Source organism: Daejeonella sp. (assembly GCF_049655485.1).
Classification (GTDB): Bacteria; Bacteroidota; Bacteroidia; order Sphingobacteriales; family Sphingobacteriaceae; genus Daejeonella.
In genome coordinates this window covers 1-12,526 of the sequence record NZ_JBASJU010000105.1, presented here as the reverse complement: position 1 = coordinate 12,526, position 12,526 = coordinate 1, and the positions used below count along the sequence as shown (strand labels likewise).

The 12,526-nt window shown below is 39.0% G+C and carries 19 protein-coding genes; 9 read left to right on the top strand and 10 right to left on the bottom strand.

All coding sequences use genetic code 11. The features are described from left to right. Window position 1: 1 nt before the first annotated feature. From WBJ10_RS04210 to WBJ10_RS04190, 5 genes are all read right to left on the bottom strand, one after another. On the bottom strand, window positions 2-568 hold the full coding sequence (locus tag WBJ10_RS04210) for a DUF3347 domain-containing protein (protein ID WP_424288301.1): 567 nt from the start codon (window positions 566-568) through the stop codon (window positions 2-4). Between the two features lie 118 nt (window positions 569-686). Beyond that, window positions 687-1,145, bottom strand: coding sequence for a DUF3347 domain-containing protein (locus tag WBJ10_RS04205; protein ID WP_424288300.1), 459 nt, complete (start codon window positions 1,143-1,145; stop codon window positions 687-689). Between the two features lie 111 nt (window positions 1,146-1,256). Then, a complete protein-coding gene (locus tag WBJ10_RS04200) occupies window positions 1,257-1,646 on the bottom strand; it encodes an HYC_CC_PP family protein (protein ID WP_424288299.1) in 390 nt (129 codons plus the stop codon). A gap of 223 nt (window positions 1,647-1,869) precedes the next feature. Further along, window positions 1,870-2,220, bottom strand: coding sequence for a DoxX family protein (locus WBJ10_RS04195; RefSeq protein ID WP_424288298.1), 351 nt, complete (start codon window positions 2,218-2,220; stop codon window positions 1,870-1,872). Then, window positions 2,220-2,564, bottom strand: coding sequence for a DoxX family protein (locus tag WBJ10_RS04190; protein WP_424288297.1), 345 nt, complete (start codon window positions 2,562-2,564; stop codon window positions 2,220-2,222). Before WBJ10_RS04190 ends, WBJ10_RS04195 begins: the two co-directional genes overlap by 1 nt. A 241-nt stretch (window positions 2,565-2,805) precedes the next feature. Between WBJ10_RS04190 and WBJ10_RS04185 the strand changes: the two genes are divergently transcribed. From WBJ10_RS04185 to WBJ10_RS04170, 4 genes are all read left to right on the top strand, one after another. After that, on the top strand, window positions 2,806-3,135 hold the full coding sequence (locus tag WBJ10_RS04185; protein ID WP_424288296.1) for an ArsR/SmtB family transcription factor: 330 nt from the start codon (window positions 2,806-2,808) through the stop codon (window positions 3,133-3,135). Window positions 3,136-3,184: 49 nt separating this feature from the next. Continuing rightward, entirely contained in the window at window positions 3,185-3,751 is a 567-nt protein-coding gene (locus tag WBJ10_RS04180; RefSeq protein ID WP_424288295.1) for a DUF6428 family protein, read from the top strand. A gap of 81 nt (window positions 3,752-3,832) precedes the next feature. Next, window positions 3,833-4,912 (top strand): ACR3 family arsenite efflux transporter, encoded by a 1,080-nt coding sequence (arsB, locus tag WBJ10_RS04175; protein ID WP_424288294.1) that lies wholly within the window; start codon window positions 3,833-3,835, stop codon window positions 4,910-4,912. Between the two features lie 13 nt (window positions 4,913-4,925). Then, window positions 4,926-5,696 (top strand): metallophosphoesterase family protein, encoded by a 771-nt coding sequence (locus tag WBJ10_RS04170; RefSeq protein ID WP_424288293.1) that lies wholly within the window; start codon window positions 4,926-4,928, stop codon window positions 5,694-5,696. 246 nt (window positions 5,697-5,942) lie between these two features. Here the strand turns inward: WBJ10_RS04170 and WBJ10_RS04165 are convergent, their stop codons facing one another. The 3 genes from WBJ10_RS04165 to WBJ10_RS04155 form a co-directional block, all read right to left on the bottom strand. Continuing rightward, on the bottom strand, window positions 5,943-6,185 hold the full coding sequence (locus WBJ10_RS04165; RefSeq protein WP_424288292.1) for a four-helix bundle copper-binding protein: 243 nt from the start codon (window positions 6,183-6,185) through the stop codon (window positions 5,943-5,945). 147 nt (window positions 6,186-6,332) lie between these two features. Continuing rightward, window positions 6,333-6,776, bottom strand: a complete 444-nt coding sequence (locus WBJ10_RS04160; RefSeq protein ID WP_424288291.1) for a DUF305 domain-containing protein — start codon at window positions 6,774-6,776, stop codon at window positions 6,333-6,335. A 131-nt stretch (window positions 6,777-6,907) separates the two neighbouring features. Continuing rightward, window positions 6,908-7,102 carry a hypothetical protein gene (locus WBJ10_RS04155; protein WP_424288290.1) on the bottom strand — a complete coding sequence of 65 codons (195 nt, stop codon included), beginning with the start codon at window positions 7,100-7,102 and terminating at the stop codon, window positions 6,908-6,910. A 415-nt stretch (window positions 7,103-7,517) separates the two neighbouring features. On the opposite strand from WBJ10_RS04155, the gene WBJ10_RS04150 reads away from it, so the two are divergent. From WBJ10_RS04150 to phoU, 5 genes are all read left to right on the top strand, one after another. Further along, window positions 7,518-8,507 carry a PstS family phosphate ABC transporter substrate-binding protein gene (locus WBJ10_RS04150; RefSeq protein ID WP_424288289.1) on the top strand — a complete coding sequence of 330 codons (990 nt, stop codon included), beginning with the start codon at window positions 7,518-7,520 and terminating at the stop codon, window positions 8,505-8,507. Between the two features lie 2 nt (window positions 8,508-8,509). Beyond that, window positions 8,510-9,394: a phosphate ABC transporter permease subunit PstC gene (pstC, locus tag WBJ10_RS04145; RefSeq protein WP_424288288.1), complete on the top strand. Its 885-nt coding sequence runs from the start codon at window positions 8,510-8,512 to the stop codon at window positions 9,392-9,394. After that, a complete protein-coding gene (gene pstA, locus WBJ10_RS04140) occupies window positions 9,387-10,250 on the top strand; it encodes a phosphate ABC transporter permease PstA (RefSeq protein WP_424288287.1) in 864 nt (287 codons plus the stop codon). Before pstC ends, pstA begins: the two co-directional genes overlap by 8 nt. Beyond that, window positions 10,250-11,020: a phosphate ABC transporter ATP-binding protein PstB gene (pstB, locus tag WBJ10_RS04135; RefSeq protein ID WP_424288286.1), complete on the top strand. Its 771-nt coding sequence runs from the start codon at window positions 10,250-10,252 to the stop codon at window positions 11,018-11,020. Before pstA ends, pstB begins: the two co-directional genes overlap by 1 nt. Window positions 11,021-11,255: 235 nt before the next feature. After that, window positions 11,256-11,912: a phosphate signaling complex protein PhoU gene (gene phoU / locus WBJ10_RS04130; protein ID WP_424288285.1), complete on the top strand. Its 657-nt coding sequence runs from the start codon at window positions 11,256-11,258 to the stop codon at window positions 11,910-11,912. Window positions 11,913-12,011: 99 nt separating this feature from the next. Here the strand turns inward: phoU and WBJ10_RS04125 are convergent, their stop codons facing one another. Together WBJ10_RS04125 and WBJ10_RS04120 are read right to left on the bottom strand one after the other, a co-directional pair. After that, window positions 12,012-12,218 carry a heavy-metal-associated domain-containing protein gene (locus tag WBJ10_RS04125; RefSeq protein WP_424288284.1) on the bottom strand — a complete coding sequence of 69 codons (207 nt, stop codon included), beginning with the start codon at window positions 12,216-12,218 and terminating at the stop codon, window positions 12,012-12,014. Window positions 12,219-12,337: 119 nt separating this feature from the next. Then, the coding region (locus WBJ10_RS04120) for a hypothetical protein (protein WP_424288283.1) at window positions 12,338-12,526 on the bottom strand (189 nt) is incomplete at its 5' end.

Genomic DNA, 12,526 nt, shown 5'->3' with positions numbered 1-12,526 from the left:
TTTAATTAAGTTCCTCTTTCACAGTTCCACAGGTAAGCATCTCCTGTCCCAGATAAGGGTTTTTAACTTCTTTAGTTTCACTCAGCCAATTAGCCCCCTTGTTGTTGTTATACATTGGACAGTTTGTGTAGTAAAGTTTTTGTCCGGCACCTGTAGCTTTTACCAATTCGTAAATTTCATCGCTTAAGGTCTCAAAATGCTCACGCTGATGAACAAGGTTACCTGCATTTGAAGCAATGTGCTCCGCATGTTCGATTGCATCAGCTTCGATATCAGCGAACACTTTACTTTGGTCCGCATTAAATGCTGATTTATCTATCGCTTTTAAGGCATTAGCTAATTCTGTTGCAGTCGATGCAGCTTCTTTGTCATTATCATTCGTAAGCGCATTCTTGATTTTGAGATAACCAGCCAAAATATCATCAGCAGGCATTTTACTTTCTGTTGTTACGTTGTCGGTTGTAGCTGCCGTAATTGTACTGTCCGAAACTTCATTTTTAGTTGCATCATTGTTGCATGCAGCAAAAATAATTGATACAAGAGTTAGGCTTAAAATAAAGGTTTTCATGTTTTGTGTTTTATTTATGGTTCGTGTAATTCCTCAAGAAATATGCCGGAAGATATTTAATTTACTTAATAGCAGAAAAGGCATCGGCTATTAATGCCGATGCCTTAAAACGATTAGTTTATTTAATGGTTTCTACAACTTTACCACAGGTAAGCATAGCACTTCCATAATATGGGTTCTTTATCGCACTAGAACTGCTCAGCCAGCTTCCTTTTGCCATTGGGCAATAAGCTTTATAGACTGGTTCTTTGTTTAGTTTTGCGGATTTAGCCAATTCATACATTTGATCAGAGAAACCAGAGAAATATTCCCTTTGCTTTTTAATGTCTTTGGTAGCAGCGATTTTTGCAGCATCCTTTACCAGGCTTGTACGGCCTGCCTCAGGCAGCGTAGTGTCGTCAGCCACCGATTTGACAAATGCAACGGCTTTGGTATTCGCCAGACTTGCATTTCCACTTACCAGAGCATCCTTAATCGCGTAATATTGTGCGAAAATATCAGAAGTTTTTTCTTGTCCAAAGCTGGTCTGCACAAGGGTTGTTGCAATTAGTGCAACGGTCAATAATATCTTTTTCATGATAATTAATTAATAAGCGAACCACCATGCTGTGCATGATATGTTCAATGATTTGTTTAAAATAAATGTGTAAGATGAATATTAAGATAGGATTTTAACCTACAAAAGGATTCAGATACGGAAGGTACAGTTGCGAATAAAAGCTGGAATTGACTGATTTGGGGGTGGAGAATCCTTAAGTACACTAATCTCTCTCAGATTACTATTAATAATCCCGGGATGGTTATAAACGCTCAGTGGTATACTTAAACCTAAGGTGTGAAATTGATAGACTGTAGATGAAGCTTTAGGCGATTCTTTTACGGTAAGTTTATGTTGTTTATCCTTGCAGCAGTCGGGCGAAATGCCTTTTTCCATGCCGCAATTATTGCATTTTTCGGATTCACTTTGAGAAAATCCCCAATTTGTCAGCTGACCCATGCAGAAATGGATATCCACTGTCGCTCCGGAAGAAACGCCAAGATAGAAGAAAGCTAATATAGTAAGGAATACCTTTTTCATTTAGGGTTCTCTGTTTGGATTGTCAAAGATAATCTATAATTGACATGAGTATTTATATAACTCAGGGATTTTTTTACATAATTTCCATTTATCTACGATATAAATAGCAATTCTGGTTTTCCCGGTTTGAATTTGTTGGAAATATCGAAGCAAAATTTAGGCCAGAATAAACGCGTCTTTGAGAACCTGCATGGTTAGGATGTACCCTTTCCTGCGCGGAAGATTAATTATCATAATAGTGGAGCGAAGCATAAAATATGTATGAGTTTAGTATCATGAAAAATACTGCTGGAAGCGTAACCAAAAGAGAATCTCTAATTTTTAGTCGGACTATGACACCCAGGAGCATTAATATTGCTAGCCCTCCCGCTGAAACGAGTAAAATCGAATGATATTTCAAACCTATGAGCAACCCTACTGCCCCAAGTATTTCCAAAACTGCAGTAAGAGGTCCCACTTTTTCAAGTCCGAAACGTTTGAACTCATTTTTCATTTCGTCTGATCTGAAATATGCAATTCCATAAATCAAAAAAGATAGGCTGGAAATAAAAATCAGGATTTTAAGTAAATTCATTATACAAATTGTAATGATATGGCAGCAATGGAAAGACAAAGGATTAGCAGAAACAAAGAAGGGATATGCTTTTGCCAGGGATTGCTGGCTTTAAAATGGAAATATTGTGCTGAAACCATAAGTAGAGCTATGGCAAGGGCCGGGACAAGTACTAAGGACGGATACCAAATGCCAGCGACAAGCAGTGTTGATAAAGCTATTTTAGCCGCCCCCACAATGTTACGGGTTAAGTCACTCAAACCGTATTGTTTAAATTCCTTTACAATATTATCAAAACGGAATATCCAAACATATCCAATTGACAATGCGACTATTATTTGAGCAATGATAGAGTAATTAGTCATAATTTAAGTTTTTTTAAGTGAATCTTGTCTTCAAGTTTGTATAAATAAATCTGTTCTTAACAGTCTTGCGATTTGCGGAAACTTCTTCAGCCCAATATTTTAATTTAACCATAGGCTTAGCAGGAACCTTAAAGCCCGCAGCCATCAAGCTAGTGTTAATTTAGTGAAATATTGAACGTTTACGAAAAATTGCTTTCTCAGATTTGATTTAATAAATTTTATATCGTAATATTGCAATAAAATGGGAATAACTAAAACAGAGATATTTACGGAAGAACAAAACAGACTCGCCATGTTGTTAAAAGCGATCGCCCATCCGGCGCGTATAGCAATTCTTCAGCGGATCATGATTGTTAATACGTGCATCTGCGGAGATCTTGTAGGCGAATTAGGATTGGCTCAGGCTACCATTTCTCAGCATCTCAAGGAATTGAAGAATGCCGGGCTCATCCAGGGTACAATTGAAGGGGCGAGTGTTTGCTACTGCATTAACCCTACTGCCTGGGATTTATTAAAGAACGAATTAAGCCTTTTCCTTTCAACTTATAAAGGACCCGCTAACTGCTGCTAAAAAAATTTGAATATAATGAACGTAATATTGCAATAAACCTTTTATTAAAATGAATAATTCACAAACATTAAACTGGCAGTCGTTCAAGGAACAATTGCTCTTAAATCCAGGGCTTGACCTGCAATTCGAATACGCAGAGAATAAGTTAGTAGAAGCTTCTTATCACATCACTGAAATAAAACAAGCGCCTATTGTATCTGTCGACTGCGGAGGGGTAATGAATAGCTGGACTGAAATTATTGTTCAATTATGGGAGCCCGGCGAGAAACAGCAGGAAAGAGCCATGAAAGTAAGAAAAGCTCTTTCAATAATTGAGGTGGTTGAAAATAAACTAGCTTTAAATCCACAAGCGACTGTCAAAATTGAGTTCGGTAATTCGCAGTTTGATACCCGTCAGATGTTTCCGGGAGAAATTAAGATCGAGGGAGAAAATCTAATCGTTGATTTGCGTCCGGATGCTGTTCAATGTAAAGCGATCGGAAGAGGTGGATCGTGTGGGACTAACGAGAAAGGTGAGGAAGTCTGTGCTCCGGCTTCAGGTGTTATTAAAAGCATAGCTGCGGTAAAAAATCCCGTGGTCGCTGAAAGTTGCGCCCCTGGATCTGGATGTTGTTAAGCAAGCACTGCCATTGTCAACTTTCAGTTTTCCGTTTTCCGTTTTCAGTTTTCCGTTTTCCACTTTTACCTTTTATCGATTATGTCAGCAACCAACTGCGCACCAGCATTAGAAAGAAAGAAATTAGGCTTTCTCGACCGATACCTGACCTTATGGATTCTACTTGCGATGGTGCTTGGAGTAGGCATTGGATTTTTCATCCCATCCTCCTCTGTTTTTATAAATTCTTTTTCCAGTGGTACAACAAACATTCCTCTTGCAATTGGATTAATTTTGATGATGTACCCCCCACTGGCTAAAGTTAAGTACGAGAATATGGGCGAGGTTTTTAAAGACACCCAGGTTTTGGGTGCATCGTTGTTCCTGAACTGGGTTATCGGGCCAATTCTGATGTTCTTCCTGGCGATTTTCTTTCTGAGAGATTACCCCGAATATATGGTTGGGCTGATATTAATTGGATTAGCCAGGTGCATAGCAATGGTGGTCGTCTGGAACGATTTGGCGGAAGGTAATCGGGAATACGGCGCGGGACTGATTGCTTTGAACAGTATATTTCAAGTGCTGCTTTACAGCGTTTACGCCTATGTATTCATAACGGTTTTACCGCCTTATTTCGGGCTTGAGTCACTGCAAATAGATATTTCTATAGGCCAGATAGCAGAAAGTGTTGGAATTTACCTGGGCATTCCATTTGCCTTTGGGATTATTAGCCGTTATACCCTCATTAAATTAAAAGGCGAAGAGTGGTTCCAGACTAAATTTGTTCCTTTTATATCTCCAATAACATTAATCGCATTACTTTTTACAATCGTGGTGATGTTCAGCCTGAAAGGTGAACTGATTGTGCAAATTCCGATGGATGTAGTAAGAATCGCTATTCCTTTAGTGATCTATTTCGTAGTCATGTTCCTGGTTAGTTTCTTTGCAGGGAAATATTTCGGCGCTGACTATTCAAAAAGCACAGCTATTGCTTTTACGGCAACCGGTAATAATTTTGAACTCGCAATCGCGGTAGCTATCGGAGTTTTCGGAATCAATTCCGGGCAGGCATTCGCGGGTGTTATCGGTCCATTGGTCGAAGTTCCTGCATTAATTGCCTTGGTAAATGTTGCTTTTTGGTTACGGAAGAAATACTACACACCTGTCACTACACTAAACTAATTAAGATTATCTCATGAGAATAGCATTGTTTTCTGATATACACGCGAACCTTCCTGCACTGGAAGCATTTTTTAAAGACCTAGAAACACGAAATACTGATGCAGTGTATTGTCTGGGCGACCTGGTGGGATACAATATCTGGCCCAATGAAGTAATCAACGAAATTAGAAAACGTGGTATCCCCACCATAACAGGAAATTATGATTTTGGTGTAGGCCGAAGCAGTGATGATTGCGGATGTGCCTATCAAACAGAAAAGGATAAGGAAATGGGCAAAGTTTCCATTTCGTATACTAATGAAGTAATTAATACCGAAGAACGGGCTTATTTAAGAACCTTACCCTCACACATTCGGTTGGAGTTTATTCTTGATGGAGTAAAGCGAAATATTCTCTTTGTACATGGTAGCCCGCGGAAGGTCAACGAGTATCTGTTTGAAGATCGCCCGGAAAAAAGCATGATGCGCATAATGGAAGAGGCTGAAGCAGACATTATGTGTTTTGGTCATACACATAAGCCTTATCACAGAATTTTAAATTCTGGGGACGAAGCAAACGTGCATTTCCGACACGCGATAAATATCGGATCAGTCGGTAAACCTAAAGATGGGGACCCCAGGGGAGGTTATGTGATTCTTTCCATAAACACGGATAGTTCGGTTACAAACAAAGACAGCATTAACGTGGAGTTTATCAGATTTGAATATAATGTCGAAAAGGCAGCCAGAGCCGTTGAAGAAAGTCCGCTTCCAAATGAATATGCAGATATGTTAAGAAAGGGATAATATTAGTTCAAACACATGTTAAGGTGATATTATCATTGTTCTCCGCCTTGCAGAAGATCTGCTGAAGAAAACAAATCAATCTGGCCAGTTCCATCTATAGAGATTGCTCGTAATCCGAAATTACAGCCTCAGAATCCTGGTATTAATTATTAGAGTAGATTGAGAAAGTGCGTCACCCACAATAAGGTGCCGCGCTTTTTCCTATTCATACACCATTCTATAGGTGAAATGTTGTGGATTATATTGTTAAGCTGCAACGGCCATTTCTTCACAAGCCTCAGCGCATCTGCGGCAAGCCTCTGCACACTCACGGCAATGGTCCATACCCATCGAAGCATGTTTTTCACATTCTTCAGCACAAGCTTTACAAGCATCAGCACATATCCTGCACATCTGGGAGCTGTAGTCACTGCCAAGGCTCATTATTTCAAAAGATGCGCGACAGATGGCAGCGCACTGCATGTCAAGTTCAATACACCTGACCATCATTTTAACGTCGTCTTCTTTTAAGCATTCGCTTGCGCAATGGTTGCAAGCTACTGCACATGCTACACAAGCATCAATGCAGTCCTGAAATTTTTGGTGTGCCATAGTTTATGATTTTTATTGTGATTAAAAGTGTTCAAACTTGGAATTTTATTCCGTTTCCAATTCTTTTAATAGTTGTTTCATCTCCGATATTTCCTTTTCCTGAGCCTTGATGATTTCTTCGGCTAGCTTTTTAACTTTTGGGTTCTTTAACTGTGCTTCCTGACTAACCAGTATTGCAGATGAATGATGAGGAATCATCGCTTTCATGTATTGTTCATCCGCTATCAGTGTCTGAGTTCTCAGGAAACTTAATGAAAGAATAAATACTGCGATGCTTGTGATTGTAATTATGGTATTCAGTTTTTTATTATTGTACATCGTGGGCATGAGAGCAAGCATGAGTAGCGCCATTGGAGAAACCATAAGTAGCGTCATATAAAATCGGGAGGTACTTAAATAAATGTGCTCAAACCTATCCACGTTCAAGAACATCACACCATACATTATTACAAAAGATGCCAGAAGCATTATTAGGAATTTCTTATACATAAATATGTTTTTTGACCTTCAATACTTATAATACATCCTGCAAAAAAAAATTGTTTTGATTTTCGCGAAATACTCACAGGACTTACTTAGTCCAGGTTCTACTGTTTCAGGAAGGGTGACCTTATTCTTTATCAAGAAAGTGGGATGATTTTTCTTTTTGCAGGATTATCGGGTTCCGACAAAGATATTTCTAACACCCGCTGATTCTTTCCAATCAGAGATTTTAAATGAGCCCGCCATTCTCCGAGCGTTTGGAGGTTTAACTGGACGGCCTGCATTTCCAGTAAGTGATTTTGTTTAATCGCCGGCAGGAAAAAATCATTCATCAACTTTTGATGAAGCGTGTTTCATCTTCAAAAAAGAACTCATCAGCTAGCCATCCTTTATTTTCAAGGTATAACTCCTGAAGTTCAGAAGATAATTGAGGGTCTTTAGATGGTTCCATGGCAATTTCCTTTTAGCCAGAATTAATTTGGCAGGAAGGTATTGTTAATGACCATAATCATACGTTTGCATGATATGGGTAAATCTTGATGCGGAATCCTATGTCCGACCTTTGTTAAGTCTTTGTGTTTTTTATGTTAACTAATCCGCAGGATTATGGAATTGAAAGACTTGTGAAGTGTTTTAAAGATTGTTTTTCCCGGAAGAAACTCTGTTTAATTATACATTAATTTTTTTGGTAAGCTTCTTGTTAAGTTAGTATTTCAAAACAAAGCTATTAAGGCCTAAAAAGAAAGAATGAAAATATCCAGAGCCAAATATTGCTTATTAGTAATTCCATTTCTTTTAACTTCCTGTTTTAAGGAGTATAAGGGCAAAATAAATATCGACGGTTCCAGTAGTGTCTATCCTGTAACAGAAGCAGTTGCCGAAGAATTTCGAAAAATTGAACCTGATATTAGGGTAACTGTCGGGATATCGGGTACCGGCGGCGGATTCAAGAAATTCCTTCGCGGGGAAACCGATATTAGTAATGCTTCCCGTCCAATTAGTGAAAGTGAATTGGAAATTAGCCGGGAAAATGGAATAGAGTTCATAGAAATCCCTGTTTCTTATGACGGGATGGCGATTGTAGTTAGTCCTAAGAACGATTTTGTTGATTATGTCACCGTTGAAGAGCTAAAGAAAATGTGGTCTCCTGAAAGTCAGGATAAGATCAACACCTGGAAACAAGTCCGTGATTCCTGGCCGGATGTTCCCTTAAACTTATATGGTGCGGGAACTTCTTCTGGTACTTACGATTTTTTCACAGAAGCGATTAATGGCAAAGCAAAAGCGTCACGTGGTGATTACACGGCCAGTGAGGATGATAATGTGCTGGTACAGGGAGTTTCGTCAGATCAATATGGGCTTGGATATTTTGGGTTAGCATATTATTCCGAAAACAAAGAGAAGCTAAAATTAGTTCCTGTCAAAGTGGACGAGACTTCGGAAGCAATATCTCCTACAAAATTAACTGTCGAAAGCGGACAATATCAACCTTTGTCGCGTCCGGAATTTATTTATGTCAATGTTAAATCCGCTTCCAATCCGCATGTGAAAAAGTTCGTCGAATTCTACCTGGCAAATGCAGCGGAACTGGCAGAAGAAGTTGGATATGTTGCATTGCCCGCCGCGGCATATCAATTGTCATTAGAGCGGTTTAAAAATAATACCACAGGTTCAGTTTTTGAAAATAAGTCTACGGTAGGGGCAAACCTGCTTGAACTTTTATCCAATAAAGAATAAGTATGGCAACAATAAGAAGGTCGGAAAAGGTCATAGAAGTAGTAATGATTCTATGCAGCCTCGTTTCGGTGCTTACTACCATTGGTATTATAATAGTTCTGTCTGTTGACACCGTTAAGTTCTTCAAAGATGTTTCCATTATTGCTTTTCTTACTGATACTCAATGGACACCACTCTTCGAAGATAAACACTTTGGAATCTTACCGCTTTTATCAGGAACACTTTTAACCACTTTTATTGCTATCCTTCTTGCTGTACCGGTAGGAATAACCATTGCGGTTTATCTCAATGAATATGCTTCCAGGAAATTTACAAGCATAGTAAAGCCAATACTGGAAGTTCTCGCAGCGATTCCTACTGTAGTGTATGGATTTTTTGCACTACAGTTTGTTACTCCGATGCTTCAGCAAATAATCCCGGGATTATCAGGATTTAATGCATTGTCGCCCGGACTGGTAATGGGAGTGATGATCATACCATATATCACATCTCTTAGTGAAGACGCATTAAGAGCTGTCCCGAAATCACTTAGAGAAGCATCCTACGGACTCGGGGCAAACCGGTTTCAGACCGCTTTTAAAGTAATTGTACCTGCTGCTAATTCGGGGATAATAGTATCAGTTATCCTGGCAATTTCCCGCGCACTTGGAGAAACCATGATCGTAGCAATCGCCGCAGGGCAGGAGCCAAAACTAACGTTTAATCCATTGGAATCCGTTGAAACGATAACCACTTACATCGTCCAGGTTAGTATGGGCGATGTGCCACAGGATTCAATGGAGTACCGCACCATATTTGCTGCGGGTATCACACTTTTCATTTTCACTTTTCTTTTGAACAATATCAGCTATTGGATGAGGAAAAAATACAGCCAGCGTTATGAGTAAGAAAAGATTGATTTCTGCTAATACCAAGGATAAAATATTCAATGCCTTCGGAATGTTTTGCACCTTCTTTGCGCTATTAATTCTGGTGATATTATTTGCTGATATTTTGATAAAAGGAATAGGAAGAGTAAACTGGTCGTTCTTCGTAAATTTCCCATCACGGCATCCAGAACAATCGGGTATTTTCACGGCTCTCGCCGGTATGTTTAGTTTGCTATTATTCACTATCATTATAGCACTTCCAATAGGAATTATGTCTGCAATATATCTTCAGGAGTATGGAGCAAAGAACAGATTTGCTAAAATCGTCGAGATTAATATTTCAAATCTAGCGGGTGTTCCTTCGATAATTTATGGAATCCTGGGACTAACTATATTTGTAAGGGCGCTTGGACTGGGAAACAGTATTTTAGCAGCCGCGCTTACTTTGGCCCTCCTTATCATGCCTGTCATTATCGTGGCAACACGCGAAGCGATTAAAGCGGTTCCTGATTCCTTAAGAGAGGCGTCATATGGCATGGGAGCGACGAGGTGGCAAACAGTTTCCAGGGTCGTAATACCAGCATCTTTAGGCGGAATTCTAACGGGTATTATTCTTTCTATCTCAAGGGCAATTGGTGAAACCGCACCTCTGATTGTGGTAGGAGCTTTGGCTTACGTTCCATTTATACCTGAGGGGCCGATGGACCAGTTCACTTCTCTGCCTATTCAAATTTATAACTGGACATCGCGTCCACAGCAAGGTTTCATTGAAAATGCCGCTGCTGGAATAATAGTCTTACTGATCTTTACTTTTATGTTAAATGGGATAGCCATTTATCTTAGAAACAAATGGTATAAAAAAACAAGTTTATAATGGAAGAAGAGTTAGGAAAATACAAGCTGGAAACGAAAGATCTTAGTTTGTATTATGGTACCAAGCAGGCACTTAAAGAGGTATCTATTAAGATCTTGCCGAATACTGTAACAGCTTTTATAGGCCCTTCAGGATGTGGTAAATCCACCTTTCTGCGTTGTTTTAATCGTATGAACGACCTGATTTCTGATGTGAAAATAACCGGACAGGTTTTGATCGATGATATCGATATATATAATGACGACATTGATGTCTATGAATACCGTAAAACTATTGGAATGGTATTTCAAAAGCCAAATCCTTTTCCTAAGACTATATTTGAAAATGTAGCATTTGGTTTACGCATCAATGGAGAGAAATCAAAAGCTGTTTTGGAAGAAGCTGTAGAGAGTGCTTTACATCAGTCGGCATTGTGGAATGAAGTAAAAGATAACCTGCACAAGTCTGCTTTAGCTCTCTCCGGAGGACAGCAGCAGCGTTTATGTATTGCAAGGGCGATTGCAGTGAAGCCATCGGTATTGTTAATGGATGAACCTGCCTCGGCGCTTGACCCGATTTCAACAGCTAAAATTGAGGAGCTTATTTATGATTTGAAGAAAGACTTTACAATTGTAATTGTGACGCATAATATGCAGCAGGCGGCGCGGATCAGCGACAAAACCGCTTTCTTTTATTTAGGCGAATTGATAGAGTACGATAAAACTGATAAGATCTTTACTAATCCTTCGAAAGATGCTACGCAGAATTATATTACGGGACGGTTTGGTTAAATTTAGATGAAATAGTTGTTGGTTGTTGGTTGTTAGTTTTTGGGAGGGGACAGGTATGTTTGCCGGCCCATGATCAGCTAACATATTCACACCAATGCGTAAATAAAAATTCGTTTGGTACAGAAGACCAACAAAAACATGTATACACCAAATAGTAAACAATAATTCGTTAGGTACGGCAGTCCAACAACCAACAACCAACAACCAACAACCAACAACCAACAACCAACTCACTATGACACATCTGGAAAAAGAATTAAAAGCATTAAAGGGAGACACAGTCGAGATGTGGCAACTAGTTTTAAGCCAGCTGCAAAAAGCTTCTCATTCTCTTCAAACATTCGACAAGGATTTTGCGCATGAAGTTGTTGCTAATGAAAAGCGTGTTAATTCAATGGAACTGAATATTGACCGGGACTGCGAAAATATCTTTGCACTTTATAATCCGGTTGCTGTGGATCTGAGGCTGGTTCTTGCAACCTTAAAAATTGTAAATAATCTGGAGCGGATTGGAGATATTGCCGAAGGCATCAGTCTTTTCATTATAAGTGAGAAGGAAACCTTTGATAAATCTTTGTTAAAATCTACGCGCTTTAATGAGATGTTTGAAGGTGCAATCAAAACCGTAGAAGATGTACTTAAGGCTTTCGAAACAGAAGATACCAAGCTTGCGCGAAGTATATTTAAACAGGACGAGATCCTGGATGAAATAAATGTGGAAGCTAACAAAAATATAGCCGTATTTATCACCAATAATCTGGAGAAAACTGAGCAGGCCCTGAACGTTCTTTCTATTATCCGCCGCTTAGAGCGGGTGGGCGATCAAAGCAAAAACATAGCCGAAGAAATAATATTTTATCTCGAAGCAAAGGTGTTGAAGCATGTAAAATAATTAGATGTTCTGTAAAACTGGTGTGTGTTAGGTGTTTTATAAAAGAGAAAGCCCTTATGAAAAGGGCTTTCCACTCAACCAAACTAAACTATTTATTAACTATACCTTCTCGGCATTGAAGCCTACTTCTTTTATAGATGCTATAATTTCGTTTTCTGAAGCATCAGCAGGCACAGTAAGTGTTTTCTGAGGATCCTGTAAATCTACTTCCCAATTACCTTCACCGAGCGCTTTATCTAACACAGGGGTAACGGTAGCTAAGCATCCTGTGCATTTAATGTTTGTTTTGAATTTTAATGCTTCCATCTTTTTGATTTTAAATTCTCTTAATCTTTTTCTTATACAAATTTAGCTCTGATCGGGGCTTTGTTCCTTATAGAATTCCTTTAATGAATTATATAATTTCCTGTACTTTTAATTGAAGATTATAATTTTGTTGCCCTTAGTCTTAAACTATTGCTGACAACCGATACTGAACTTAGAGCCATAGCTGCACCGGCTATCATAGGATCCAATAGAAATCCATTAAATGAATACAGAACACCAGCAGCTAAGGGAATACCGATAACATTGTAAATAAAGGCCCAGAAAAGATTCTGTTTAATAGTTGAAAC

Coding starts and splice junctions, on each gene's coding strand:
- WBJ10_RS04210 (WP_424288301.1), bottom strand. CDS start 568: ATGAAAACCTTTATTTTAAGCCTAACTCTTGTATCAATTATTTTTGCT.
- WBJ10_RS04205 (WP_424288300.1), bottom strand. CDS start 1,145: ATGAAAAAGATATTATTGACCGTTGCACTAATTGCAACAACCCTTGTG.
- WBJ10_RS04200 (WP_424288299.1), bottom strand. CDS start 1,646: ATGAAAAAGGTATTCCTTACTATATTAGCTTTCTTCTATCTTGGCGTT.
- WBJ10_RS04195 (WP_424288298.1), bottom strand. CDS start 2,220: ATGAATTTACTTAAAATCCTGATTTTTATTTCCAGCCTATCTTTTTTG.
- WBJ10_RS04190 (WP_424288297.1), bottom strand. CDS start 2,564: ATGACTAATTACTCTATCATTGCTCAAATAATAGTCGCATTGTCAATT.
- WBJ10_RS04185 (WP_424288296.1), top strand. CDS start 2,806: ATGGGAATAACTAAAACAGAGATATTTACGGAAGAACAAAACAGACTC.
- WBJ10_RS04180 (WP_424288295.1), top strand. CDS start 3,185: ATGAATAATTCACAAACATTAAACTGGCAGTCGTTCAAGGAACAATTG.
- arsB (WP_424288294.1), top strand. CDS start 3,833: ATGTCAGCAACCAACTGCGCACCAGCATTAGAAAGAAAGAAATTAGGC.
- WBJ10_RS04170 (WP_424288293.1), top strand. CDS start 4,926: ATGAGAATAGCATTGTTTTCTGATATACACGCGAACCTTCCTGCACTG.
- WBJ10_RS04165 (WP_424288292.1), bottom strand. CDS start 6,185: ATGATGGTCAGGTGTATTGAACTTGACATGCAGTGCGCTGCCATCTGT.
- WBJ10_RS04160 (WP_424288291.1), bottom strand. CDS start 6,776: ATGTATAAGAAATTCCTAATAATGCTTCTGGCATCTTTTGTAATAATG.
- WBJ10_RS04155 (WP_424288290.1), bottom strand. CDS start 7,102: ATGAATGATTTTTTCCTGCCGGCGATTAAACAAAATCACTTACTGGAA.
- WBJ10_RS04150 (WP_424288289.1), top strand. CDS start 7,518: ATGAAAATATCCAGAGCCAAATATTGCTTATTAGTAATTCCATTTCTT.
- pstC (WP_424288288.1), top strand. CDS start 8,510: ATGGCAACAATAAGAAGGTCGGAAAAGGTCATAGAAGTAGTAATGATT.
- pstA (WP_424288287.1), top strand. CDS start 9,387: ATGAGTAAGAAAAGATTGATTTCTGCTAATACCAAGGATAAAATATTC.
- pstB (WP_424288286.1), top strand. CDS start 10,250: ATGGAAGAAGAGTTAGGAAAATACAAGCTGGAAACGAAAGATCTTAGT.
- phoU (WP_424288285.1), top strand. CDS start 11,256: ATGACACATCTGGAAAAAGAATTAAAAGCATTAAAGGGAGACACAGTC.
- WBJ10_RS04125 (WP_424288284.1), bottom strand. CDS start 12,218: ATGGAAGCATTAAAATTCAAAACAAACATTAAATGCACAGGATGCTTA.